The organism is Kitasatospora sp. NPDC086801, assembly GCF_044745805.1.
In the GTDB taxonomy this organism is placed as follows: Bacteria; Actinomycetota; Actinomycetes; order Streptomycetales; family Streptomycetaceae; genus Kitasatospora.
The window spans coordinates 1-24,893 of record NZ_JBIVAX010000011.1 but is presented as its reverse complement, the minus strand read 5'-3'; the positions used below and the strand labels follow the sequence as shown (position 1 = coordinate 24,893).

Below are 24,893 nucleotides of genomic sequence, written 5' to 3'. Positions count from 1 at the left end.
GGGATGCCACCCCGGAACCGCCGCACCGAAGGCGCAACGCCAGCAACACCAGCAACGCCAGCCGCAGCACCATCACCAGCGGCACCAGAGGCGCCGCCAAAGCCCGGGAGGGGGCCTAGCGGCCGCGCAACCGCCGGACCAGGATGGAGGCCTCACCGCGCTGCTCCAGGTCCGCCAGGACGACCGCGATGGCCTCCCGGACGATCCGCCCGCGGTCCACGGCCAGGCCGTGCTCACCGCGCAGCACCAGCCGGGTGTGCTCCAGGTCCATGAGCTCCTCGGCGGACACGTACACGGTGATCTTCTCGTCGTGCCGCTCGCGCCCGCTGGGGCGGCGCGGTGCGCGGCCGCGCGACCGGGCACGCCCGGTGCCGCCGGCCTGGTCCTCGGCGGCGCCGGGGTGCTGGCGGCCGACCGACGCGGCCCCCTGGGGCCCCGCCGCCGTGGCGGAGCGCTGGCCGGGCGGCTGTGCGGGCGCCGGTACGCCGACGGCCGGCTGCTGGTCCGGGGACGGCTGCCGCCCGGCCTCGCCGGTGCGCTGGGTGTCCTGAGCGTCCTCGGCGCCTTCGGCGCCGTCCGTGCCGTGGACGGTCCGCGCGGTCTCCGCTCTGGCTGCCTCGGCGGCCGGACGCGGCGCGAGGGACGGCGACAGCGCCATCCCGCCGGTGGTCCGGAACAGCTCGTCGGCCCCCGGGAGACTCACTCGGCGGGGCGGCACCGGTCGAGCACCTCCCTGGCGAGCTGGCGGTAGGCGGCGGCACCGACCGAGTTGGTCGCGTACGTGGTGATGGGCTCGCCGGCGACGGTGGTCTCCGGGAAGCGCACGGTCCGCCCGATGACGGTGTGGAAGACGTGCTCGCCGAACGCCTCGACGACGCGCGCCAGCACCTCGCGGCTGTGCACGGTGCGCGAGTCGTACATGGTCGCGAGGATGCCGTCCAGGCGCAGCTCGGGGTTGAGCCGCTCGCACACCTTCTCGATGGTCTCGGTCAGCAGCGCGACGCCGCGCAGCGCGAAGAACTCGCACTCCAGCGGGACGATGACGCTGTGAGCGGCGGTCAGCGCATTGACCGTCAGCAGGCCCAGCGAGGGCTGGCAGTCGATGATGACGAAGTCGTAGTCGGGCAGCAGCGGCCTGAGCGCGCGGGCCAGCGCGGACTCCCGGGCCACCTCGCTGACCAGCTGCACCTCGGCGGCGGAGAGGTCGATGTTGGACGGCAGCAGGTCCATGCCCGGCACGGCCGTCTTGAGCAGCACCTCATCGGCCGTCAGGCCCCGCTCCATGAGCAGGTTGTAGACGGTGACGTCGAGTTCCATCGGGTTGACGCCGAGGCCGACCGAGAGCGCGCCCTGCGGGTCGAAGTCGACGAGCAGCACCCGGCGGCCGTACTCGGCCAGCGCGGCGCCCAGGTTGATGGTCGACGTGGTCTTGCCGACGCCGCCCTTCTGGTTGCACATGGCGATGATCTGCGCGGGGCCGTGCTCGGCGACCGGCGCGGGGATCGGGAAGTACGGCAGCGGACGGCCGGTCGGGCCGACCCGCTCGCGGCGCTGGCGCGCGGCGTCGGGGGCCAGTGTGGCGGCGTACTCCGGGTCCGGCTCGTACTCGGCGTCCGGGTCGTCGTAGGCGCCGTAGGCGAACTCGCCGTAGGCCAGGCCGTAGGCCGCCAAGTCGGCGTCGTGATCGGTCACCGTGGTCACCTGTGCTGTGTTCTGGCGTGCTTCGAAGGTACGGAGTGCGACCGAGCCGACCTCGGCCGAGCCCACGGAGGGCTGCCGGGCCCCGGGCTCCTCACTCGGCTGGCCGGCGGTGCGCTCCGCCAGTCCTGGCTGACCACCCCCGGGAGCAAATGTCGACTCATTCACAAGTCGTCTTACCTCCTTGGGCATCCAGGACTCTATGTCGATTCGTCAGCGTGGCAGCATGCCGACGGTTTGCGACTCTAGGCCGTTCAAGGCGTTCGCAGCAACACAATCCACGGTAGTGGGCCGGATGTGTCGACTATCGGGCGGGCCGATGTCAAGGGATGAGTAGGCCGTTGACCCTAACGTTTCTGCGGTGGGGTGACACGACCGACGGAAATTGACGACAGAGCGACCCGCCCGCTCCACCACCCGTTCACGGGCACGGCGAAGCCCCCGGCCCGAGGGGATCGGGTCGGGGGCGAACGACCGCCGGGCGGTCTACCGGATCAGGCGAGCACGCTCTCCAGCGAGACCGACTCCAGGCCGAAGGCCTCGGCCACGGCCGGGAAGGTGATCTGGCCCTCGTGCACGTTCAGGCCCTTGGCGAGCGCCGGGTCACGGCGCAGCGCCTCCTTCCAACCGCGGTTGGCCAGCTCGACGACGTACGGCATCGTCGCGTTGGTCAGCGCGTAGGTGGAGGTGTTCGGGACGGCGCCCGGCATGTTGGCCACGCAGTAGAAGACCGAGTTGTGGACCTGGAAGGTCGGCTCGGCGTGCGTGGTGGCGTGCGAGTCCTCGAAGCAGCCGCCCTGGTCGATGGCGATGTCGACGAGCACGGAGCCCGGCTTCATGCGGGAGACCAGCTCGTTGGTGACGAGCTTCGGGGCCTTGGCACCCGGGATCAGCACCGCGCCGATGACCAGGTCGGCCTCGACGACGGCCTTCTCCAGCTCGAAGGTGTTGGAGACGATGGCCTTGATCTTCGTGCCGAAGATGCGGTCGGCCTCACGCAGCTTGTTGATGTCGCGGTCGAGCAGGGTCACCTCGTAGCCCATGCCGATGGCGATGGTGGCCGCGTGCCAGCCGGAGACGCCACCGCCGATGACGACGGCCTTCGCCGGGTGGGTGCCGGGCACGCCACCGGGCAGCACGCCGCGGCCGCCGGCCGGGCGCATCAGGTGGTACGAGCCGACCTGCGGGGCGAGACGGCCCGCGACCTCGGACATCGGGGCGAGCAGCGGCAGCGCGCCGTTGCCGAGCTGCACGGTCTCGTACGCGATGGCGGTGGTGCCCGAGGCGATCAGCGCGTCGGTGCCGGCGCGGTCGGCCGCCAGGTGCAGGTACGTGAAGAGGGTCTGGCCCTTGCGCAGCCGGTGGTACTCGGAGGCGATGGGCTCCTTGACCTTCAGCAGCAGGTCGGCCGTGGCCCACACCTCGTCGGCGGTGGGGAGGATGGTGGCGCCGGCGGCCACGTACTCCTCGTTGGGGATCGAGGAGCCGACACCGGCGTTGTCCTCGATGTAGACCTCGTGTCCGTTGCGGACCAGCTCATGCACGCCGGCGGGCGTGATGGCCACGCGGTACTCGTGGTTCTTGACCTCGCGGGGGATGCCGACCTTCACGGCTAAACACGTCCTCTTGCCATGGGGGTCCCTACCGGAGAAGACCGGCGGGCGACGCGCACGTGGGGAGCCTCCGGGGCAGCCCGGGGCGGGGATCGCTGCGCGACTGAGTTCGAGTGTAATGAAGCCCAGTCGGCGTGTCAGCCTTCCAAAGTGAATAAATCTGCCGAACACATTGGCAGGTTCGTAGGCTTCCCTTGCGATCTTCCCACCAAAGGTGTGTTAACCGGGCATCTTCGACAATACCTCCGAAACACCCCTCACCACCCGGCGTCGACCCGTTCCCGCAGGTCCGCGAGGGCGGCCCCGACGGCCTCCCGGCCGCGCTCGTCGCCGAGCCTGCGCAGCACCGCCAGCGCGGCCCGGTACTCGCGGTCCGCCTCGTCGAAACGGCGCTGCGCGGTGTGCGCCTCGGCCACCCGGGCGAGCAGCCGGGCCTCGGCCGCGGGCTCCCCCATCGACTGCCGCAGGCCGAGCGCCCGCCCGTACCAGTCAGCGGCTCGCACCGCGTCGCCGAGCGCCCGGTGGCAGCCGGCCGCACCCTCCAGGGCCCGGGCGCAGAGCGGTTCGTCGCCGGCCGTGCGGGCGTGCTCCAGGGCGGCCCGGTAGTGCGTGACGGCCTGCTCCCAGCGGCCCGCGGCGGCCTGTAGGTCGCCCAGGTTGAGCAGCGCGGCCGAGGCCCGGCGGGGTCTGCCGTGCCGCTCGGCGACGGTCAGCACCAGTTCGTGCAGCCGGTAGAGGTCGGCGGGGGCGGCCGCGCCGGTCAGCGGCAGGGCCCGCAGCAGCGCGGTGACCAGCCGGCCCGCCGAGCCGTCCAGGTCGCCCTGGCCGATCGCGTCGGCCACCGCCCCGAGCAGCAGGTCCCGCTCGCCCAGCAGCCACTCCCGGGCGTGCTCGGGCGAGCCCAGCCGCAGGGCGGCGGGCAGCGGGTCCGGCGCCGTGCCGGCCTCGGGGTCCAGCAGGGCGCGGGCCGACTCGGTGAGCCGGACCAGCCGCTCCAGCAGCCGGGCCCGGGCGAGTTCGGTCTCGGCGGGCCGGTCCTCCTGCTCGCGCAGCCGGACCAGCCTCGGGTAGAGGCGGCCGGGCACCCGGTAGCGCGAGCTGCCGTCGGCGGCCGGCGCCTCCTGGCCGAGCAGCTCCCGTTCGGCCAGCGCGGCGAGCGTCGCGGCCGCCTCCGGTGCCGGGCAGCCGACCAGGGCGGAGGCGGTGCGCGGGTCGGCGGTCTGCGCCGGGGCCAGGGTGAGGGTGCGCAGCATCCGCGCCTGGGCGGCCGGGAGCGTGCCGTACAGCAGGGTGAACGCGCCGATCAGCGGGTCGCTGTCGGGGACGGGCACCGGCTCGGCCGGCTCCGGGCCGGGCTTCACCCAGGCCGCCTGCTCCCCGGCCGTTTCACCGGCGGCGGGCTCCGGTGCCAGGCCCTCGGCCGGCCCCTCCCCCGGCGGCGAGGCCTTCGGGGCCTTCCCGGGCTTCGCGGGCACCGCCGCCTGAGCGCTCTTCGCCCCCTGGACGGGCTTCCCGGGCACCGCCGCCTGAGCGCTCTTCACCCCCTGGACGGGCTTCCCGGGCACCGCCGCCTGAGCGCTCTTCACCCCCTGAGCGGACTTCCCGGGCTTCCCGGGCTTCCCGGACTTCGCCCCCTGGACGGGCTTCGCGGGCTTCTCCGCCTTCTCCCCGTCCCCCTTCGGCGCCGCCGACCGCGCCGACTCCTCGCCCACCACCCGGGTGAGCTCGCGCGCCGCCTCGGTGACGGCCGCCTTCGGATCGCCGCGCAGCCACCCGGCCATCAGCCGCAGGGCGGCCGGCCGGGCGGCGCAGGCCTCGGCCAGGTCGGCGCCGCCGACCGGGTCGCAGGAGATCCGGGTGCCGCCGACGAGGTCGGCGAGCAGTTCGCCGGAGGCCTGCCGGTCGAGCCCGCCGAGGATCACCGGGTCGATGTCCTCGATGCCGGTGAGCGGCCCGGCGGTGGTGGCGAGCACCAGGCAGCCGGGTTCGTCGGCGAGCAACGGCCACAGCTGCCCGGCGTCCCGAACGTCGTCCAGCACCAGCAGCACCCTGCGCCCTGCGAGCGCCTCGCGCAGCGCGACGCAGGCGGGCTCGTCCCGGCCGTCCTCGGTGGCGCCGGGCAGCGGCACGGGGGCCTCGGGGTCGAGCTGCTCCAGCAGCAGGCGGGCGGCCCGGGCGGGCGCCACCCGGCCGCCGTCGGGGGCGGACAGGCGCGCGAAGAGCACGCCGTCGGGGTGGTCCACGGCGGCGGTGCGGGCGAAGCGGACCGCCAGCGTGGTGCGGCCGGAGCCGGGGCGACCGGCCAGGACCAGCACCGGGCTGCGGCCGGTGGCCGGGCGTGCGGCGGCCGCCCGCAGCGCGGCCAGTTCGGCACGCCGCCCGACGAACAGGGCGGGCCCGGCCGGCAGCCTGTCGAGGCCCGGAACGGCCCCGGCGGGCGCGTCGGGGCCGGGGTCCATCGTCGCCGTCTTCCTCGCCACCCGTGCCACTCCCGACGTCATCCGGCCTCAGCGGAGGCGGCCCGGGACGGGCGCCCTGTCTGCGAAGCGTAGTTCGACCGTCCGGCTCAGCCGAGGTGACATCCGGTCGTACGAACCGGTAAATCACCCCTGCGGATCAACAGCGGGGCGCGTAGGAGGCGTGGGGACCGTTCGCTCACCCCTCGAAGGGCCGGGCCGGCCAGGGCGAGTCCGCCGGGCGCAGCCCGTCCAGACCGGCCGGACCGGTGAGCGCGGCGTGCACGGCGAGCGTGCCGGTGATCAGGGTCGGGTTGTGCAGCCGCCCGGCCTGGATCAGCCGGATCAGTTCGGACACCGGCACCCAGGCGACCTCGATCTCCTGCTCCTCGCCCTCCGCCGCGTAACGCTCGCCCTCGGCCTCCGCGAGGTCGGTGGCGAGGAACATCCGCAGCGCCTCGTCGGTGCCGCCCGGGGAGGTGTAGTAGTCGGCGAGGACGCGCCAGGTGTCGGCCTTGCAGTGCGCCTCCTCGTACAGCTCGCGCTGCGCGGCGTGCCACGGGTTCTCGCCGGGCACGTCGAGCAGGCCGGCGGGCAGCTCCCACAGGCGCTGGCGGACGGGGTGGCGGTACTGCCGCAGGACCAGCACCCGCTGCTCGTCGTCCAGGGCGAGCACGGAGACCGAGCCGGGGTGGGTCTGGTAGTCGCGGCGGGCCCAGCTGCCGTCGGGCATCCGGACCTCCTCGCTGCGCACGCCGGTGACCTTGCCCTGGAACGGCGTCCGGCTCTCCCGGACCTCCCACTCCTCGGCCACGTCGGCGATCCCCTGGTCGCGCTGCTCGTCCATCGCTCTCCCCTTTTCGTCAGTGCGACACAATCTAACGCCGGACGGCGGCCCCGCGGGAATCGCGGGGCCGCCGTCCGGTGAACGACCGACGACTTACTCGGCCGCGCTGGTCTTGATCTCGATGGCGGCCTTGACCAGGCCCGCGAACAGCGGGTGCGGGCGGGTCGGGCGGGACTTCAGCTCCGGGTGGGCCTGGGTGGCCACCAGGTACGGGTGCACCTCGCGCGGGTACTCGACGTACTCGACCAGGTCGCCCTTGGGCGAGAGGCCGGAGAACTGCAGGCCGGTCTTCTCCAGGTCCGCGCGGTAGGCGTTGTTGACCTCGTAGCGGTGGCGGTGGCGCTCCTCGACGTACTGCTCGCCGCCGTAGACCTCACGGACGATCGAACCCTCGGCGAGCTTGGCCGGGTACAGGCCCAGACGCATGGTGCCGCCCAGGTCGCCCTTGCCGTCGACGATGGCCAGCTGCTCGGCCATCGTCGAGATGACCGGGTGCTTGGCGGCGGCGTCGAACTCGGTGGAGTTGGCCTCGGGCAGACCGGCCAGGTTGCGGGCCGCCTCGATGACCACGCACTGCAGGCCCAGGCACAGGCCGAGCAGCGGGACGCGGTTCTCGCGGGCGAAGGTGATGGCGCCGACCTTGCCGTTGACGCCGCGGTCGCCGAAGCCGCCAGGGATGCAGATCGCGTCCACGTCGCCGAGCTGCGCCTGGGCGCCCTCGGGGGTCTCGCAGTCGTCCGAGGTCACCCACTTGATCTCGACCCGGGCATTGTTGGCGAAGCCGCCGGCGCGCAGCGCCTCGGTCACCGACAGGTAGGCGTCCGGCAGGTCGATGTACTTGCCGACCAGGGCGACCTTGACGATGTGCTGCGGCTCGTGGACGCGGCGCAGCAGGTCGTCCCAGGTGGTCCAGTCCACGTCGCGGAACGGCAGGTCGAGCCGGCGCACCACGTAGGCGTCCAGGCCCTCGCCGTGCAGGACCTTGGGGATGTCGTAGATCGACTTGGCGTCGATGGCCGCGACCACGGCCTCCTCGTCCACGTCGCACATCAGCGAGATCTTGCGCTTGATGGCCTGCGGGACCTCGCGGTCGGCGCGCAGCACGATCGCGTCGGGCTGGATGCCGATGTTGCGCAGCGCGGCGACGGAGTGCTGGGTGGGCTTGGTCTTCAGCTCGCCCGAGGGGCCGATGTACGGCAGCAGGGAGACGTGCACGAAGAACACGTTGTCCCGGCCGACCTCGTGGCGGACCTGGCGGACGGCCTCCAGGAACGGCAGCGACTCGATGTCGCCGACGGTCCCGCCGACCTCGGTGATCACCACGTCGACGTCCTCGGTCGCCATCCGGCGGATCCGGGACTTGATCTCGTTGGTGATGTGGGGGATGACCTGGACGGTGTCGCCCAGGTACTCGCCGCGTCGCTCCTTGGCGATGACGGTGGAGTAGACCTGGCCGGTGGTGACGTTCGCCGAACCGTGCAGGTTGGTGTCCAGGAACCGCTCGTAGTGGCCGATGTCCAGGTCGGTCTCGGCGCCGTCGTCCGTGACGAAGACCTCACCGTGCTGGAACGGGTTCATGGTGCCCGGGTCCACGTTGAGGTACGGGTCGAGCTTCTGCATGGTGACGCGCAGGCCGCGGGCCTTGAGGAGCGCGCCGAGGCTGGAGGCGGTGAGGCCCTTGCCGAGCGAAGAGGCGACACCCCCGGTGACGAAGAGGTGCTTGGTCGTCACGGCGCGGCCGTTCGCTGCCTTGCCGGAATGGGGCTGTGCCAAGAGGGGGCTCCCGTGGGTCGCGTGTCGAAGGTGACGTGGGCGGGATGCTCTCGACTCGCCGAACGACGGGAGGCGGTGCGGTGCACGGCACTCGGGGGGTCGTCGATTCGGCTGGTCCGGGGCGTTTGATCCCACCGGTCCACGGGATACCAGGGTATCAGTGACCCGACCGGGACGCCTTCCGGCCCGCTCGCGGCGCACCGGGGGCGTGCGCGGGGCGCACAACCGGCGCATCATCAGGCGCACCAGTCACACCGGGCGCACCACGGCCGGACCGGGCCACTTCGGAGCACTCCGTTCGGGCCATGACAGCCCCTCCACTGGGACCAGCCGGAACTGATCCGTCCGGACCATCCTGCCCGGCGTCCTCGCGATGCACGGCATTTCCGCCGAATTGTGGCGCCACACGAGGCTGCGCCCGCGTGCTTCGCCCCTTTCGTCCGTCGTAAGCTGCACGGACGCATCGCCGACAGCACGAGCACGCGGAGGGCGTGGGAGGTCAGGACACTCCCGGTCCCCGATGCGCGACCGGACCTCCCCGTATTCCAGCTCCTCCCCACCCACTCCAGGGGCTCGACCGAGCCCCGCGCGGACACTCCAGCAAGGCCCGCCACCACCCCCGGCGGGCCGGACGTCCCGGGGTGGGCTCCGGCCCCGCAAACCGCTCGCTCCCCCGGATCGCCGATGCGTCGTGACCACATTGCGAACTGGAGATCCACGTGGCCGGCCGTATCGAGGACTACGCACTCATCGGGGACATGCAGACCGCTGCCCTGGTCAGCAGGGACGGAGCGGTGGACTGGCTCTGCCTGCCCCGTTTCGACTCTCCGGCCGTTTTCGCCGGCCTGCTCGGCACCGATGAACACGGCTTCTGGCGGATCGGTCCGGCCGAAGCCGTCGCGACCGAGGTCCCCACCCCCGCGGCACCCCCCACCCCGGCCGCCCCCGCCCTCGGCCTCCCCCGCTTCACCCACACCGGCGACCTGAGGGTCCCGCCGCCCACCGCGGCCGCCCCGGCGGTGCCCGCCGACCGCCGCCGCTACCGGGACGACTCGCTGATCCTGGAACAGGAGTGGGACGCCCAGGGCGGCACCGTCCGGGTGATCGACTTCATGCCGCCGCGCCCGCTGGCCGGCCGCGACGCCGTCCCCCAGATGATCCGGATCGTCGAAGGTGTGTCCGGCACCGTCCGGATGCGCTCGGCCCTGCGGATGCGCTTCTCCTACGGGCGCATCGTGCCCTGGGTGCACCGGGTCGAGCAGGCCGGCGGGGGCCACCGCACAGTCGCCGTGGCCGGGCCCGACTCGGTGTGGCTGGACGGCGAGTCCGAGACCTACGGCCGCGACCTCACCACCTACGCCGACTTCACCGTCACCGCCGGCGAGCGGATCGCCTTCGCGCTGACCTGGCAGGCCTCCCACCTGGACGCGCCGAAGGCCCCGGACGCCGAGGAGATGCTCGACGCCACCGCCGACTTCTGGCACGAGTGGGCCGCCCAGTGCACCTACCAGGGCCCCTACCGCGAGGCCGTGATCCGCTCCCTGATCACCCTCAAGGGCCTCACCTACGCCCCCACCGGCGGCATCGTCGCCGCCCCCACCACCTCGCTGCCCGAGGACATCGGCGGCGAGCGCAACTGGGACTACCGCTACACCTGGCTGCGCGACGCCGCGATCACCCTCTCCTCGCTGCTGCGCACCGGCTACCGCGACGAGGCCAAGGCCTGGCGCGAGTGGCTGCTGCGCGCCGTCGCCGGCGACCCGGAGAACCTCCAGATCATGTACGGCATCGCCGGCGAGCGCGAACTCACCGAGTCCTCGCTGGACTGGCTGCCCGGCTACGAGGGCTCGCAGCCCGTCCGGGTCGGCAACGGCGCGGCCGGTCAGCTCCAGCTGGACGTCTACGGCGAGGTCGTCGAGGCCCTGCACCTCGCCCACATGACCGGCCTCGTCCGCAACGACCACGCCCACCACCTCCAGCTGCGCCTGATCGAGTACCTGGAGGACCACTGGCAGGAGCCGGACGAGGGCATCTGGGAGGTCCGCGGCCCGCGCCGGCACTTCGTCCACTCCAAGGTGATGGCCTGGGTCGCCGTCGACCGGACGATCAAGCTGCTGGAGCAGACCCCCGAGGACGCCCCCTCCGACGGCCACCTGGAGCGCTGGCGCGAGCTGCGCGAGACCATCCACCGGGACGTCTGCGAGAAGGGCTACGACCCGGAGCGCAACACCTTCACCCAGTACTACGGCGGCAAGGAGCTGGACGCCTCACTGCTGCTCATCCCCCAGGTCGGCTTCCTGCCGCCGGACGACAAGCGCGTCATCGGCACCATCGAGGCGATCCAGCGCGAACTGTCCACCGAGGACGGCTTCGTCCTGCGCTACCCGACCCACGACGATTCGAGCGGCGACCACGTCGAGAACGTGGACGGCCTCTCCGGCCACGAGGGCGCCTTCCTGGCCTGCTCGTTCTGGCTGGCCGACGACCTCGCCATGATCGGCCGGGTGCAGGAGGCGCGCGAGCTGTTCGACCGGCTGCTCGCGCTGCGCAACGACCTCGGCCTGCTCGCCGAGGAGTGGGACCCGCGGCTCAAGCGCCAGGTCGGCAACTTCCCGCAGGCCTTCAGCCACGTCCCGCTGATCGACACCGCACTGCGGCTGACCGCCTGCGGCGGCGCCTACCTGTCCACCCAACCGGACGGCCTGGCGGCCGAGCGGGTCGAGCAGGCGACGGTCTAGCGGTCCGGTGCCCGGCGGTCCGGCGGTCTAGTCCCGCTGGACCAGCTCGTCGTAGGTGCTGAGCACCTGGGCGACGGTGGCGGCCTCGTCCGGCCAGGTCTCGGCCTGCTGCCGGCCGGCCGCCACCAGCCGCTCGCGGCCCGCCGGGTCGACCAGCAGTCCGCGCACCGCCCGGCCGATCGCGACCGGGTCGCCGGCCGGCACCAGCACGGCCGCGTCGCCGACCAGCTCGGGGATCCCGCCGACGGCGGTGGCGACCACCGGCACGCCGGCCCGCATCGACTCCTGCACCACCAGTGAGCGGGCCTCCCAGCGGCTGGAGACCACCACCACGTCGGCGGCGGCCAGCAGGTCGGGCACGTCGGTTCGGTAGCCGAGCAGCCGTACCGGCAGCTTCTCGGCGGCGACCCGCTCGCGCAGCCCGGCCGCCTCCGGGCCGTCCCCGGCGAGCAGCAGCAGCGGCTCCGGATCCAGCACGGACAGCTCGCGGGTGGCGTCCAGCAGCAGCCCGAAGGCCTTCTGCGGGACGAGCCGGCCGACCGCCAGCACCAGCGGCCGGTCCGGGCCGTCGCCGAGCAGCGCGGCGCGCGCCGCGGCCCGGTCGAGCCGGCCCTCGGGCATCGGTGGGGCGGCCACCGGGCCGAGCCGGGCGTCGGTGGCGCCCAGCTCGCGGGCCCGGGCGACCAGGTCGGAGGAGGCGCCGAGGACGAGGTCGGCGGCGCGCGCGACCCGGCGCTCCATCAGCCGCTGCAGGCGGCGCTCCATGCCGGTGGCCAGCAGCGCGTGGTGGGAGGTGACCACCAACGGGGTCTCCGGGCGCAGGCCCGGGAAGCGGCCGGCGGTGCGCAGGGCGAGGTCGGCGAGCAGTCCGGCACGCAGCCCGTGCGCGTGCACCACGTCGGCGCCGGTGAAGGCCCGGCGCAGCTCGCCGATCGCGGTGGCGTCACTGCGGGCGCCGGCGGTGGGGGTGATGTCGACGGTGTGGAACCTGGCGCCGGTGCGGGAGAAGCCGAACAGCGCGTCCGTGCCGGCCGGGGCGCACACCGTGACGATCACGCCGTGCGCGACGAGGCCCTGCGCCAGGGAGCGCACGTGGGCACCGATACCGCCGGTGCTGGCGGCCAGGACGAGTACCACGTGCAGCTGCCCCGGTTCGGGGGTGGCAGCGGCGGCCCGGGCGGCGGAATGGTCCACGTTCTCTCGCATCCGACTCGATCAGGTTCGCGCGCCGCTTCGCGAGGGTTGCCCGTCGGCGGCGCTCGGGACTGGAAAGCCAGTTTCCAGCCGCCACCATGCCAGGTCGGCGGCCCTCTTGGACAGTCGGCGCCACCAGGGGCGCGTCGCCTTCCGTCCGCAAGGGCCACCGGGCCCTGTCGGTGGGTCGGGCACCCCGGCCAGAGCGTGTCGCAGCAGGTCCCGCAGGGCGCGCCCGGCGGGAATCACCGGATCCGCCCTAGCGGTGGCGCGGGGCCCGGGCGGCGGCCAGCAGTTCCTCGGCGTGGGCGCGGCCGAGCTCGGAGTCCTCCAGACCGGCCAGCATCCTGGAGAGTTCGCGCACCCGCTCCTCGTCGTTCAGCACCTTGACGCCACTGCGGGTCACGGTGCCGTCGTTGGTCTTCTCCACCACCAGGTGCCGGTCCGCGAAGGCGGCGACCTGCGGCAGGTGGGTGACCACCACGACCTGGGCGCTTTCGGCCAGTTTGGCCAGCCGGCGGCCGATCTCGACTGCGGCCTTGCCGCCGACGCCCGCGTCCACCTCGTCGAACAGGTAGGTGGGGACGGGGTCGGCGCCCGCGAAGACCACCTCCACGGCGAGCATCACGCGGGACAGCTCACCGCCGGAGGCGCCCTTGGCGATCGGGCGGGGCTGGGCGCCGGGGTGCGGGGCGAGCAGCACCTCGACCTCGTCCACGCCGTGCGGGCCGTAGGCGACGGTGCGGCCGTCGACCTCGATCCCCGACAGGTCGTCGACCTGGGCGATCGAGAAGGTCACCCGGGCGTGCGGCATCGCCAGTTCGGCGAGTTCGGCGGAGACGGCCTCGGCGAAGCGTCCGGCCGCGGCCTGCCGGGCGGCCGACACCTCGGCCGCCAGCTCGGCCAACTCGGCCCGCAGCGCGGTCTCCTGGGCGCCGAGCCGGTCGATCCGGTCGTCGTCGCCGTCGAGTTCGGCGAGCCGGGCGGAGCCGTCCTCGGCCCAGGCGAGCACCTCGGCGAGGGTGTTCTCCGGGCCACCGTACTTGCGCAGCAGCTGGGCCAGGACGGCCCGGCGGTCCTCGACGGCGGCGAGCCGGACGGGGTCGGCGTCCAGGTCGTCCGCGTAGCCGGCCAGGTCACCGGCCACGTCGGCGAGCAGGTAGCCGACCTCGTTGAGGCGGTCGGCGAGGGCGGCGAGGCGCTCGTCGTGGTGGCGCACGGCGTCCAGGGCGCGGCGGGACTGCGCGAGCAGGGTGCCCGCGTCCAGCGCCTCCGGGTCGGCCGGGTCGCCGGCCAGGGCGGCGTGGGCGAGGGTCGCGGCGGAGGACAGCGCGTCGGCGTGGCCGAGCCGCTCGGCCTCGGCGCCCAGCTCCGCGTCCTCGTCGGCCACCGGCTCGGCGGCGGCGATCTCGTCCAGGCCGAAGCGCAGCAGGTCGGCCTCCTGGGCGCGCTCACGGGCCCGGGTGGTCAGCTCCTCCAGGGTCGCCGAGACCTCGCGCAGGCTCCGGTAGGTCTCCCGGTAGCGGACCAGCGGCTCGGCCACCGCCTCGCCCGCGTACCGGTCCAGCGCGCCGCGCTGGCGGGCCGGGCGCAGCAGCCGCTGCTGGTCGGTCTGGCCGTGCACGGCGATCAGGTCCTCGCCGAGTTCGGTGAGCAGTCCGACCGGGACGGCCCGGCCGCCGACGTACGCCCGGGAGCGGCCCTCGGCGGAGACGGTCCGGCTGATCAGCAGGGCGCCGTCGTCCAGTTCGGCCCCGGCCTCGGCCGCACGGAGCGCCGCCGGGGAGCCGGCGGGCAGCTCCAGCCGGCCCTCGACGACGGCGCGTCCGGTCCCGTTGCGCACCAGGCCCGGGTCGGCGCGACCGCCGAGCAGCAGGCCGAGGCTGGTCACGACCATGGTCTTTCCGGCGCCGGTCTCACCGGTCACGGCGGTGAAGCCGGGGGCGAGTTCGACCACCGCGTCGTCGATGACCCCAAGATCCCGTATCCGCATCTCGTCCAACACGGAGACGACCTTACGAGGTTCCACCCCCGGCGCGCGACGAGCGGCAACGGCGCGCGGCAACTCCGCGCCCCGAAGTTCATCCCTTCCGGGGCGTTTGCCCGGGTGCAGGCACCGTGCACCACGGCAGGAAGATCTGCACCAGCGGGCCGATCGCCAGTGCGTACGCGACCGTGCCGACCCCGGCGGTGCCGCCCAGCAGGACGCCGGCGACCAGCACCGTCACCTCGATGCCGGTGCGGATCAGCCGCAGCGAACGCCCGGTGCGCCGGTGCAGGCCGGTCATCAGGCCGTCGCGCGGGCCGGGGCCCAGGCGGGCGCCGATGTAGAGGCCGGTGGCCAGGCCGTTGAGCACGATCGCGGCGACCATCAGCGCGATCCGGGCGGGCAGCCCGTCCGGGCCGTCGACCAGCCGCAGCGTGAGGTCCATCGAGGCGCCCAGCACCAGCACGTTGGCGACGGTGCCGACGCCCGGGCGCTGGCGGATCGGGATCCACAGCAGCAGGACCAGGGCGCCGCAGATGGTCACCCAGGTGCCCACCGAGAGGCCGGCGACGCGTTGCAGGCCCTGGTGGAAGACGTCCCACGGGTCGAGGCCGAGGCCGGAGCGCAGCATCAGCGCCATGCTCGCGCCGTACAGGTAGAGGCCGACGGCGAGCTGCGGGATCCGGCGGCCCAGGGCGTGGGTGTCGCCGAGCACCCGGGCGGCGAACGGCGGCGGGGCGGTCTCCGGGGCGGGTGCGGGCGTGGTCGCGGGCATGGACGTGGGCGTGGTCGTGGTGGCCATCGGGCGCTCCTGCGGGTGGTGCTGCACCCCGGGCGGCCCCGGTGGTGGCGGACTCGACGGCCGCCCTGCCATGATGGCCAGGCCAATAAGGCCCACTCCAGGGCCAATTTCGAGCAAGTGGACTGATCAGCCTTGGCCGACTGGCACACCACCGTCACCCCGCCCGCGCTCGCCCGGCTGCTCGCCGCCGCCCGGCTGCCCGAACCGGCCACCGCCCGCCGCCCCGCCTACCGGACCCTCGCCGGGCAGATCCGGCTGCTGGTCACCGAGGGCCGCCTGCCGGTCGGCGCCCGGCTGCCCGCCGAACGCGAACTCGCCGGCGCCCTGGAGCTGAGCCGCACCACCGTCGCCACCGCCTACGAGACCCTGCGCGCCGACGGCTACCTGCTCAGCCGCCGCGGCGCCGGCAGCTGGACCGCCCTGCCCGAGGGCGCCCCGCCGCCCAGCGACGCGCTGCACCCCGTCCCGCCGGACGAGCAGGGCCGCACCCTGGACCTCGGCGTCGCCGCCCTGCCGGCCCCGCAGCCCTTCCTCGGCGAGGCCGCCGCCCGGGCCGTCGAGCAGCTGCCCTGCTACGCCGCCGGGCACGGCCACTACCCGACCGGCGTCCCGGTGCTGCGCGAGGCCCTCGCCCGCCGCTACACCGAGCGCGGCCTGCCCACCACCCCCGACCAGATCCTCGTCACCACCGGCGCGATGGGCGGGCTGCACCTGCTCCAGCGGGCGCTGATCGGCCGCGGCGACCGGGTCGCCGTCGAGGCGCCCAGCTACGCCCACACCCTCCAGGCGCTCCGGATCACCGGCGCCCGGCTGGTGCCGGTGCCGTACGGCTACCGCCCCCAGCCCGAGTGGGACCTCGCCGAGTGGCGCGGGGTGCTGCGCGGGGCGACGCCCAAGGTCGCCTACGTGATCCCGGACTTCCACAACCCGACCGGCGCGCTAATCGGCGAGGACCAGCGCCGCGAGCTGCTGGCCGCCGCCCGGGCCGCCGGCAGCGTCGTCCTGGTCGACGAGACCACCGCCGAACTCGGCTGGGGCGTACCGGAGTCCGTCCCGCTGCCGCGCCCGACGGCCGCGCTGGACCGGTCCGCCCAAGTGGTCACCGTCGGCTCGGCCAGCAAGCTGCTCTGGGGCGGCCTGCGGATCGGCTGGGTCCGGGCCGCGCCCGCGCTGGTGCGCCGGCTGGCCTCCGACCGGGTCTACAGCGACGTCGGCACGCCGGTCCTGGAGCAGCTGATCGCCGCCGAACTGCTGGGCGAGCCGCTGCCCGCCGTCCGGGCGCACCAGCTGGACCGGCTGCGGGCGACCGCGCACGCCTTCGCCGCCGCACTGCCCGAGCACCTGCCGGGCTGGTCGTTCACGCCGCCGCCCGGCGGGCTCTCGCTCTGGGTGTCCACCGGCGGGCTGTCCGGCGCGGCGCTGGCCCGGGCCGGGGAGCGCGCCGGGGTGCGGATCGCCTCGGGCAACCGGTTCGGCTCGGACGGCGCGTTCGAGCACCACATCCGGATCCCGCTCACCGTGCCGGCCCCGGCCGTCCCCGCCGCCGTGCAGCGGCTCGCCGAGACCGCCACCCGGGCGACGGCGGGCGGCCGGTACGGGCCGCCCGGCGACACCCCGCCGCTGGCGATCTGACCGGCGAACCGACGGGCGGTCAGCAGTGCGTGTTCGCCCGGCCGCGCCAACCCGTCACCGGCAGCGCGAACTTGGCCACCAGCCGGTCGGTGAACGGCGCCCGGTGCAGTCTGGCCAGGCGCACCGGGGTCTGCCCCCGACGGACCTCCACCCGTGCACCGGCGGGCAGTTCGACCGTGCGCCGCCCGTCGCACCAGAGCACGCCGTGCGGGGTCTTGGGCTGCACCTCGACGGCCAGCACCGAGTCCGGCGAGGTCACCAGTGGGCGGGCGAACAGCGCGTGCGCGGAGATCGGCACCATCAGCAGCGCCTCCACCTCCGGCCACACCACCGGCCCGCCGCCGGAGAACGCGTACGCGGTGGAGCCGGTCGGCGTCGCGCACACCACGCCGTCGCAGCCGAAGTTGGAGACCGGGCGGCCGTCCACCTCGGTCACCACCTCCAACATCCGCTCCCGGGAGGCCTTCTCTATCGACGCCTCGTTCAACGCCCAGTCCTGGTGCACCACATCACCGTTGGTGCGGACGATGACGTCGATCGTCATCCGCTCCTCGACCTCGTAGTCGGCGTCGACCACCCGCTCGACCACCACGGCCAGATCGTCCCGCTCGGCCTCGGCGAGGAACCCGACCCGGCCCAGGTTGATCCCGAGCATCGGCAGCCCGTGCTCGCGGGCCAGCTCCGCCCCGCGCAGCAGTGTCCCGTCTCCGCCGGCGACCAGGATCAGCTCGCAGCCGTCCGCCGCACCCGGCCCCCCGGCCACCTTCTCGACCCCGTCCGGCAGGTCCAGGTCCAACGCCTCGGAGGCGAGCAGCCTGATCCGGATGCCCGCCTTCAGCAGCCCGTGCACCAGGGCCTCGACGCTGCGCAGCGCCGCCGCCCGGCCGGTGTGCGCGATCAGGAAGACCGTACGTTCTTCATCGCTCATGCCGCTGCCCTCTCCCTCACGCCTGCCGGGTCGCCTTCGACCCCGGTACGGCCGCGTCACACAGCATGACGGACCGGACGCCCCCAGAGCACCCTATCGGGGCCCCTCCTCGACGGCCCGGTCCGCCGCCGCGGGATCCAGCTGCGGGGCGTCGCGGCGCAGCCAGAGGAAGTACTCCACGTTCCCGGACGGGCCCGGCAGCGGGCTCGCGGTGACCGCGCGCACGCCCAGCCCGAGCGCCCACGCCTGCCCGGCGACCTGGCGCACCATCTCGGCGCGCAGCTGCGGGCTGCGCACCACCCCGCCGCTGCCCAGGCGCTCCTTGCCGATCTCGAACTGGGGCTTGACCATCAGCACCAGGTCCGCGTCCTCGGCCGCGCAGGCGGCCAGCGCGGGCAGCACCAGGCCCAGCGAGATGAACGACAGGTCACCCACCACCAGGTCGACCGGGGTACCGCCGATCAGGTCCAGGGTCAGCTCCCGGACGTTGGTGCGGTCCATCACCGTGACCCGCTCGTCGCTCTGCAGCGACCACGCGAGCTGCCCGTAGCCGACGTCCACCGCCAGCACGCCGGCCGCGCCGGCCCGCAGCAAGACGTCGGTGAAGCCGCCGGTGGAGGCGCCCGCGTCCAGCGCCCGGCGGCCCTCGACCACCAGGCCCTGCGGGACGAAGGCGGCGAACGCCCCGGCCAGCTTGTGCCCGCCGCGCGAGACGTAGTCGGGGTCGTTGTCGTCCTTGGCCACCACGACCGCCGCCGAGGTCTCCACCTGGGTGGCCGGCTTGGTCGCGGTGGTGCCGCCGACGGTCACCCGGCCGGCCGCGATCAGCTCGGACGCGTGCTCACGCGACCGGGCCAGCTTGCGGCGGACCAGCTCCGCGTCGAGTCGGCGTCGTGCCACTGCCACTGGTGTTTCAGCTCCTACCGGTCCTGCGGGTCGTTCCAGGGTCATTCCTGGTCGAGCGCGGCCAGCGTGTCGGCGAGCCGCTGGTGAACATCTTCGTACACCTCGACGTGTGCCTCGGCCGGGACCCCGTCCAGGGCCTCCAGCCGGGCCAGCCCGGCGTCCACGACGGGGTGTCCGGTCGGGGTCAGTTCCACGCCGAGCGGTTCAACGGCTTCAGCTGGTCCGGTCATCGGGCTTCTTCGTGCTGGTGGCCTTGCGGACGGTGGTCTTCTTCGTCGCCGTGCGCTTCGCGGGCGCCTTGGGCTGCGCGGCCGGCTCGGCGGCGGCCTGCTGCGCGGTGGCGGTCTTCTTGACGGCCGTCTTGCGCACGGTCGTCTTCTTGGTGGCCGTTTTCTTGGCGGCCGTCTTCTTGGCCACCGGCTTCTTGGCCACCGGCTTCTTCGCCGGGGACTTCTTCGCCCCGGCCCGGCCCGCCGCCGGGGCCTTCTCCGCCGAGGTCTGCTCCGCTGCCGTGGGCTTCTTCACCGGGGTCCGCTTCGCGGCGGCCTTTCCCGGTAGCGACGACCGTACCGGCGGGACGGGCGGGTCGACCTCGACCGGCTCGTCCACCTCCACCCGTTCGGCCACGATCGGCTCCCCCGCCGCCCGGGCCACCGGCTGCTCGTCCGCGCGCTCCCAGCCGCGCCCGAACAGGTCGTCCGCCCGGGGCGCCGGCGCCGGCTCCGCCGCCCCGTCGAACCCGGCCGACCGCACCGCGGGCTCGGCCTCCTCCTCGACCTCGCGCAGCTTGCTCTCCAGATAGGCGAGCACCACGCCGACCTTCATCACCTGGTCGCCGACCTTCTCGAAGGCCTTCTCCACCTCGCCGCGCGCCACCCCGACGGCCAGGTCCACCCCGGCCCGCCCGGCGGTGACCGCCTCCTCCGCCAGCGTCTGCAGCGTCTTGGCCGACGGCGGGAACTGCCCGCCGAGCCGACGCTCGACCTCGGTGACGTCGACCCCGGTCCGCTCCAGGATCACGGCCGCCGTCCCGACGACCCGCTTGCCGACCTCCTCCGCCAGCCCGGCGGCGACCTCCACCACTCCCCGCACCGTCCTCGGCAGCATCCGGGTGCCTCCTTAGCGCCTACGCGCATCGCTCCGTCGCCGTCGGTGCCCGGGCCGATCCGGGCACCCCACCGACGACGCTACCGCCAAAACCCGGCTGCGGTACCGTGGCCCGGCAGGGACCATCGCCGTCACCTGCCGCGACCACCAGGGAACCCAGGGAGGGGAACCACCGCCATGGCCAACGCCGAGGAGTGCCGCGAGGCACTGGAACAGCTCAGCCGGAACATGGCGAAGTCCACCGGTGACGTCCGCAAGGCGGCCGCTCTCGACCGCTCGCTCAGCTGCCGGATCACCGACCTCGACCTGACCTTCACCGGCCAACTGCGCGACGGCCGGATCCACGACCTCGCCTCGGCCCCCGGTGCCCCGGCCGAGAAGGCGGCGATCCGGCTCACCATGAGCAGCGACGACCTGGTCGCCGTGGTCTTCGGCGGGCTCAACTTCGCGTCCGCCTGGGCGGGCGGCCGGATCCGGCTGGAGGCGGGCTTCCGCGACCTGCTGCGGCTGCGCACCCTGCTCTGAACCCGGCCACCGTGGTCCTTCCCTCTTGGACCCGAACACTCTGAACCCGAACGCTCTGGACCCGAGTGCTCCGGACCCGAGTGCTCCGGACCCGACCGCCCTCGCCTTGAGTGCTGTGCGGCGGCTCAGAACCCCAGTTCGGCCAGGGCCTTGCGCCCGTCGGCCGGTGCGCCGTCCGCGTCCAGCGCCGTCCACGCCGCCGCACACAGCGCCCGCAGACCGTCCCAGCGGTCCCCGCCGCCGCCCAGCCGCAGCACACCGCCGGCGGCCGCCGCGACCCAGCCGCCGCAACCGAAGCCGTCCGCCCCGGACGTGACCGCCGGGTGCGGCTCCAGCAGCCCGCGCAGGTCCGCCGACAGGTAGGTCGGCCGGTGCTCGGCCGGGGCCGCCAGCAGCTGCGCCGGGGTGGTCACCCCGGTGAACACCAGCAGGCTGTCCACCCCGCCGTTGAACGCGCCCTCGATGTCGGTGTCCAGCCGGTCGCCGACCACCAGCGGCCGCCGCGCGCCGGTCCGCAGCACGGTCTCCCGGTGCATCGGCGGCTGCGGCTTGCCCGCCACCACCGGGTCCACCCCGGCGGCCGCCCGCACCGCCGCCACCAGCGTCCCGTTGCCGGGCGCGATGCCGCGCGCGGTCGGAATGGTCAGATCGGTGTTGGAGGCCACCCACGGCAGCCCCTGCTGCACCGCGTACGCGGCCTCCGCCAGCTGCGCCCAGCCGACCGACGGGTCGTATCCCTGGACCACCGCGAGCGGCTCCTCGGCCAGCGAGCGGACGGCGACCAGCCCGCGCTCGGCCAGCGCCTCCTCCAGCCCCGGGCCGCCCACGACCAGCACCTTCGCCCCGGCCGGCACCTGCTCGGCGACCACCCGGGCGGCCGCCTGCGCCGAGTTGATCACGTCGGCCGGCTCGGCCGGCACGCCCAGCCCGGTCAGGTGCTCGGCCACCACCCGCGGCGGGCGGGAGGCGTTGTTGGTCACGTACGCGAGCCGCATCCCGGCCGTCCGGGCGGCGGCCAGCGCGTCCACGGCGTGCTCGATCGCGTGCGGGCCCGCGTAGACCACGCCGTCCAGGTCCAGCAGCGCCGTGTCGTACGCCTCGGTCAGCGGCTGCTCGCTGCCGCCGGGGGCGGTCCGTCGCACGGTGGTGGCCGTCTCGGTCATGGCTGCGCTACCTCATTCACTGCGTCGTTCGCTTCCTCGGGTGCCCCGAGCGGGTGGGCCCTTGAGTCGGTGGGCCCGGAGTCGGTGGGCCCAGCCGGTCAGACCTCGTCGTCCGCACCGGCTTCGCCCGCTGCCGCCCCGTCCGGGCCCGGCGGGGCCGCCAGGTACCCGGGTGCCCCGGGCAGCAGCGGGCCGAACGCCCCGGCGCGGGCCGCCAGGGTCGCCCTGGTCTGCCGCAGCGCCGCCTGGTAGTGCTCGGTGCCCGGCCGCATCGCCACGGCCAGCGCCAGGTGCTCGGCGGACGCCTCGAAGTCTCCCAGCCGGGCCGCCGCGACGCCCCACCCGAACTGAGCGTAGTCGTCCGACGGATCGGCCAGCGCGACGGCCCGGAAGTTCTCCAGCGCCGCCGCGTACGAACCGGTGTCGAACTGGGCCCGCGCCAGCGTCTCCCGGATGCTGCGCGAGTGCGGCTCGGCCGCCGCCGCCCGGGCCAGCAACTGCTCGGCGGCCGCCGGGTTGCCCTGCGCCAGCAGCCTCCCACCGCGCCGGAACCAGTCGTACACGTCCCCGGTCGGCTCGCCGGGACGCCCCTGCGCCGGCACGCCGCCGTGTGCCGCAGCGCCCCCTCCGGCGGCGCCGTCCAGCCCACCCTGCTCGGCCGGGCCGCCGCCGTCCAGCCGTTCCTGCCCCTCGTCCATGCGGTACCTCGCCCTCGGTCACACACCCGTCCCACAGGTCAGCACGGGTATTCCGATCTCTCAACAACGCGTACCCGGTTACGATGCCCAGAATGAGCACACCCAGTGCAGAAGACGGAGTCGAGACTCCCGAGGGCGGCCCCGGCGATCCCGGGCACGTCGCCACCGCAGGCCTGTCCCTGTCACCCTTCCGAGGCCTGCGCTACGTCCCCGACCGGGTCGGCGCCCTGGCCGCGGTCATGTCACCGCCGTACGACGTCGTCGACCCCGGCCGTCGGCTCGACCTGGAGACCGCCGACCCGCACAACGTGGTCCGGCTGATCCTGCCCAGGCCCGAACCCGAGGACGCCGGCGACCGGCCCGACCGCGACACCAAGTACCGGCACGCCGCCCGGCTACTGGCCGCCTGGCAGCGCGAGGGGATCCTCGCCGCCGACCCGGCGCCCGCGCTCTACGTCTACGAGCAGCGCGTGCCCGCCACCGGCGACTCCCCCGAACTGCTCCAACGCGGGCTGATCGGCGCCCTCGCGGTGAGCGGTCGCGAGGCCGGTGTGGTCCTCCCCCACGAGGACGTGATGCCGCGGCCGGTCGCCGACCGGGTCGGCCTGATGCGCACCACCCGGGCCAACCTCGAACCGCTGCTGCTCACCTACCGGGGCAACGGCGGCGCCTCCGGCGTCATCGAGCGGACCGTCCAGGGCGAGCCGCTGCTCTCCACGGCCACCAGCGACGGCACCCACCACCGCCTCTGGGCCGTCGCCGACCCCGCCGAGATCGCCGAGATCGGCCGCGACCTCGCCACCTGCCGGGCCCTGATCGCCGACGGCCACCACCGCTGGGAGATGTACCTCCGCCTCCAGCGCGAGCACCGCCACCTGCCGCGCAGCCCGTGGGACCGCGGCCTGGTGCTCCTGGTGGACACCGCCCGCTACCCGCTGCGGGTCAGGGCCATCCACCGCGTGCTGTACCGGCTGCCGACGGCCGAGGCGCTGGAGAAGCTCGGCGACCAGTGGAAGGTCAAGGAGGTCCCCGGCCCGCTGACCGCCGCCCTCCAGGCCCTCGCCGAGCAGAAACGGCACGGCGGCAACGGCTTCATACTGACCGGCGGGGACGGCGTGTACTGGCTGCTCGGCGAGCCCGAGGAGGCGCTGCTCGACGCCACCGTGCCGCACGACCGGCCCGAGGAGTGGCGCCACCTGGACGCCACCGTCCTGCACGCCACCCTGCTCGACCGCACCTGGCACGTCCCCGACGGCCCGGACGACATCGGCTACCTGCACACCGCCGCAGCCGCCGAACAGGAGGCCGCGCGCACCGGCGGCACCGCCGTCCTGCTGCACCCGGTCCGGGAGAGCGTGGTCCGCAGACTCGCCGAACAGGGCGTCACCATGCCGCGCAAGTCCACCTCCTTCGGGCCGAAACCGGCCACCGGACTGGTGCTGCGCAACCTCGAACTGGGCTAGGCCCCCGCCCCCAAACGCGAAGAGGCCCTGCCCGCTTCCCCCGGGAATTCCCGGGGGAAGCGGGCAGGGCCTCACTCGTCGGTCGGAGCCGCTCAGCTGCGGGCGCCGCCCTTGGCCTCGGTCTCGCCGCCGTCGGCCTCGGCGTCAGCCTTGGCCGCGGTCTTGGCCTCGTCCTTGGCCTCGGTGGAACGTGCGGGCGCCACGCCGTCGAACTCCTCGTCGATCTCGAGGTCGTCCTCGTCGTAGTACTCCTCGACGTCCTCCTCGTCCTCGAAGATCACGCGGTCGTCGGAGGCCTCGCCGCCACGCTTCTTCGCCGGGGCGTCGGCCTGCTCGGACTCCTCCTCCGCCATCTCCGGGTCGAGCGCGTCCACGAACTCCACTCCGTCGATCTCGGCCAGGCGCTCCGCCGCGTTGGTCGTGCCGTCGGTGTCCGCCTCGGCCGCCTTCGCGAACCACTCACGGGCCTCGTCGCCACGGCCGGCCGCGATCAGCGCCTCGCCGTAGGCGTACCGAAGGCGTGCGGTCCACGGGTGCACCGCGCTGGAGGCCAGCTCCGGGCTCTGGAGGGTCACCACGGCCGCGTCGAACTGCTCCATGTCGGAGCGGGCGCCGGCGGAGACCAGGCGCATCTCGACCTGGCCGGCCTTGTCCAGCTGCTTCACCTCGGGCTCACCGGCCATCGCCAGCGCCCGCTCCGGACGGCCCAGACCGCGCTCGCAGTCGGCCATCACCGGCCACAGGTCCGCCCGGCCGGTCATCCGACGGGCGGCACGGAACTCGGTCAGCGCCTCGGAGTACCGCTGCGTCATGTACGAGGCGAAACCGGCCGCCTCGCGGACGGCGGGCACGCGGGAGGCCAGACGGAGCGCGACGCGCGAGTACTGGTACGCCTCCTCCGGCTCGCTGTCGAGCAGGCTGGCCACCATCACCAGGTTGCGGGCGACGTCGTCGGCGAGCGTCTTGGGCAGGCTCTTGAGCTCCTGACGCACGTCCGCGTCGATCTCGAAACCGGTGACGTCCTCCGGGATCGGCAGGCGCTTGACGGGCTCGTAGTTGCCACGACGGTCGTCGTAGCCGCCACGGTCGTCACGGCGGTCGTCGCGGTTGCCCCGGTAGCCGCCGCGGTCGCCGCGGTCATCGCGGTTGAAGCCGCCCGAGGGGCGGTCGCCACGGTCACGGTTGAAACCGCCACCGGAGGGGCGGTCGTCACGACGGAAGCCACCGCGGTCGCCACGGTCGTCGCGGTTGAAGCCGCCGGAGGGGCCGTCGTCACGACGCGGACGGTCGTCACGGTCACGGTTGAAGCCACCCGGGCGGTCATCACGACGGAAACCGCCACCACCGGACGGACGGTCGTCAC

At 74.3% G+C, this 24,893-nt stretch carries 19 protein-coding genes and 1 pseudogene; 4 read left to right on the top strand and 16 right to left on the bottom strand.

Features of this window, described 5'->3' with window-relative positions:
• Positions 1–115: 115 nt before the first annotated feature.
• The 6 genes from ACIPLC_RS15075 to ACIPLC_RS15050 form a co-directional block, all read right to left on the bottom strand.
• A complete protein-coding gene (locus ACIPLC_RS15075; protein ID WP_400473406.1) occupies positions 116–703 on the bottom strand; it encodes a hypothetical protein in 588 nt (195 codons plus the stop codon).
• Positions 700–1,767 (bottom strand): ParA family protein, encoded by a 1,068-nt coding sequence (locus tag ACIPLC_RS15070; RefSeq protein ID WP_400473568.1) that lies wholly within the window; start codon positions 1,765–1,767, stop codon positions 700–702. Before ACIPLC_RS15070 ends, ACIPLC_RS15075 begins: the two co-directional genes overlap by 4 nt.
• A gap of 425 nt (positions 1,768–2,192) precedes the next feature.
• Complete coding sequence (gene ald, locus ACIPLC_RS15065) at positions 2,193–3,308, bottom strand: alanine dehydrogenase (protein WP_400473405.1); 1,116 nt, start codon at positions 3,306–3,308, stop codon at positions 2,193–2,195.
• Between the two features lie 260 nt (positions 3,309–3,568).
• On the bottom strand, positions 3,569–5,791 hold the full coding sequence (locus ACIPLC_RS15060; protein WP_400473404.1) for an AAA family ATPase: 2,223 nt from the start codon (positions 5,789–5,791) through the stop codon (positions 3,569–3,571).
• Positions 5,792–5,966: 175 nt separating this feature from the next.
• The gene (locus ACIPLC_RS15055; RefSeq protein ID WP_400473403.1) at positions 5,967–6,614 is read right to left on the bottom strand and encodes an NUDIX domain-containing protein; all 648 of its coding nucleotides are present in this window, start codon (positions 6,612–6,614) and stop codon (positions 5,967–5,969) included.
• A gap of 93 nt (positions 6,615–6,707) precedes the next feature.
• Positions 6,708–8,387, bottom strand: a complete 1,680-nt coding sequence (locus ACIPLC_RS15050; RefSeq protein ID WP_400473402.1) for a CTP synthase — start codon at positions 8,385–8,387, stop codon at positions 6,708–6,710.
• 719 nt (positions 8,388–9,106) lie between these two features.
• On the opposite strand from ACIPLC_RS15050, the gene ACIPLC_RS15045 reads away from it, so the two are divergent.
• Positions 9,107–11,125 (top strand): glycoside hydrolase family 15 protein, encoded by a 2,019-nt coding sequence (locus ACIPLC_RS15045; protein WP_400473401.1) that lies wholly within the window; start codon positions 9,107–9,109, stop codon positions 11,123–11,125.
• Positions 11,126–11,152: 27 nt separating this feature from the next.
• Here ACIPLC_RS15045 and ACIPLC_RS15040 read toward each other — a convergent pair whose 3' ends face one another.
• The 3 genes from ACIPLC_RS15040 to ACIPLC_RS15030 form a co-directional block, all read right to left on the bottom strand.
• Positions 11,153–12,331 (bottom strand): glycosyltransferase family 4 protein, encoded by a 1,179-nt coding sequence (locus tag ACIPLC_RS15040; RefSeq protein ID WP_400473400.1) that lies wholly within the window; start codon positions 12,329–12,331, stop codon positions 11,153–11,155.
• A 247-nt stretch (positions 12,332–12,578) separates the two neighbouring features.
• On the bottom strand, positions 12,579–14,312 hold the full coding sequence (gene recN, locus ACIPLC_RS15035; RefSeq protein WP_400473567.1) for a DNA repair protein RecN: 1,734 nt from the start codon (positions 14,310–14,312) through the stop codon (positions 12,579–12,581).
• Between the two features lie 88 nt (positions 14,313–14,400).
• Positions 14,401–15,108, bottom strand: a complete 708-nt coding sequence (locus ACIPLC_RS15030) for a YitT family protein (protein ID WP_400473399.1) — start codon at positions 15,106–15,108, stop codon at positions 14,401–14,403.
• Between the two features lie 132 nt (positions 15,109–15,240).
• On the opposite strand from ACIPLC_RS15030, the gene ACIPLC_RS15025 reads away from it, so the two are divergent.
• Positions 15,241–16,740, top strand: coding sequence for a PLP-dependent aminotransferase family protein (locus ACIPLC_RS15025; RefSeq protein ID WP_400473398.1), 1,500 nt, complete (start codon positions 15,241–15,243; stop codon positions 16,738–16,740).
• A gap of 19 nt (positions 16,741–16,759) precedes the next feature.
• On the opposite strand, the gene ACIPLC_RS15020 is transcribed toward ACIPLC_RS15025, so the two are convergent.
• The 4 genes from ACIPLC_RS15020 to ACIPLC_RS15005 all read right to left on the bottom strand — a co-directional run bounded on the left by ACIPLC_RS15020 (position 16,760) and on the right by ACIPLC_RS15005 (position 19,681).
• On the bottom strand, positions 16,760–17,668 hold the full coding sequence (locus ACIPLC_RS15020; RefSeq protein ID WP_063349647.1) for an NAD kinase: 909 nt from the start codon (positions 17,666–17,668) through the stop codon (positions 16,760–16,762).
• 93 nt (positions 17,669–17,761) lie between these two features.
• On the bottom strand, positions 17,762–18,619 hold the full coding sequence (locus tag ACIPLC_RS15015) for a TlyA family RNA methyltransferase (protein WP_400473397.1): 858 nt from the start codon (positions 18,617–18,619) through the stop codon (positions 17,762–17,764).
• Positions 18,616–18,804: a hypothetical protein gene (locus tag ACIPLC_RS15010; RefSeq protein ID WP_280685950.1), complete on the bottom strand. Its 189-nt coding sequence runs from the start codon at positions 18,802–18,804 to the stop codon at positions 18,616–18,618. The genes ACIPLC_RS15015 and ACIPLC_RS15010 overlap by 4 nt, the downstream gene beginning before the upstream one ends.
• Positions 18,788–19,681 (bottom strand): histone H1-like repetitive region-containing protein, encoded by an 894-nt coding sequence (locus tag ACIPLC_RS15005; protein ID WP_400473396.1) that lies wholly within the window; start codon positions 19,679–19,681, stop codon positions 18,788–18,790. Before ACIPLC_RS15005 ends, ACIPLC_RS15010 begins: the two co-directional genes overlap by 17 nt.
• Before the next feature lie 177 nt (positions 19,682–19,858).
• Here ACIPLC_RS15005 and ACIPLC_RS15000 point away from each other — a divergent pair, with 177 nt between their 5' ends.
• Entirely contained in the window at positions 19,859–20,206 is a 348-nt protein-coding gene (locus ACIPLC_RS15000; RefSeq protein WP_380379778.1) for a sterol-binding protein, read from the top strand.
• 125 nt (positions 20,207–20,331) lie between these two features.
• Here ACIPLC_RS15000 and ACIPLC_RS14995 read toward each other — a convergent pair whose 3' ends face one another.
• Complete coding sequence (locus tag ACIPLC_RS14995) at positions 20,332–21,369, bottom strand: HAD-IIA family hydrolase (RefSeq protein ID WP_400473395.1); 1,038 nt, start codon at positions 21,367–21,369, stop codon at positions 20,332–20,334.
• Between the two features lie 98 nt (positions 21,370–21,467).
• Positions 21,468–22,067 (bottom strand): tetratricopeptide repeat protein, encoded by a 600-nt coding sequence (locus tag ACIPLC_RS14990; protein ID WP_400473394.1) that lies wholly within the window; start codon positions 22,065–22,067, stop codon positions 21,468–21,470.
• 92 nt (positions 22,068–22,159) lie between these two features.
• On the opposite strand from ACIPLC_RS14990, the gene ACIPLC_RS14985 reads away from it, so the two are divergent.
• Positions 22,160–23,530, top strand: a complete 1,371-nt coding sequence (locus ACIPLC_RS14985) for a DUF1015 family protein (RefSeq protein WP_400473393.1) — start codon at positions 22,160–22,162, stop codon at positions 23,528–23,530.
• 346 nt (positions 23,531–23,876) lie between these two features.
• Here the strand turns inward: ACIPLC_RS14985 and ACIPLC_RS14980 are convergent.
• Positions 23,877–24,567: pseudogene (locus ACIPLC_RS14980) on the bottom strand (tetratricopeptide repeat protein); the annotation flags it as partial.
• Between the last annotated feature and the right edge of the window lie 326 nt (positions 24,568–24,893).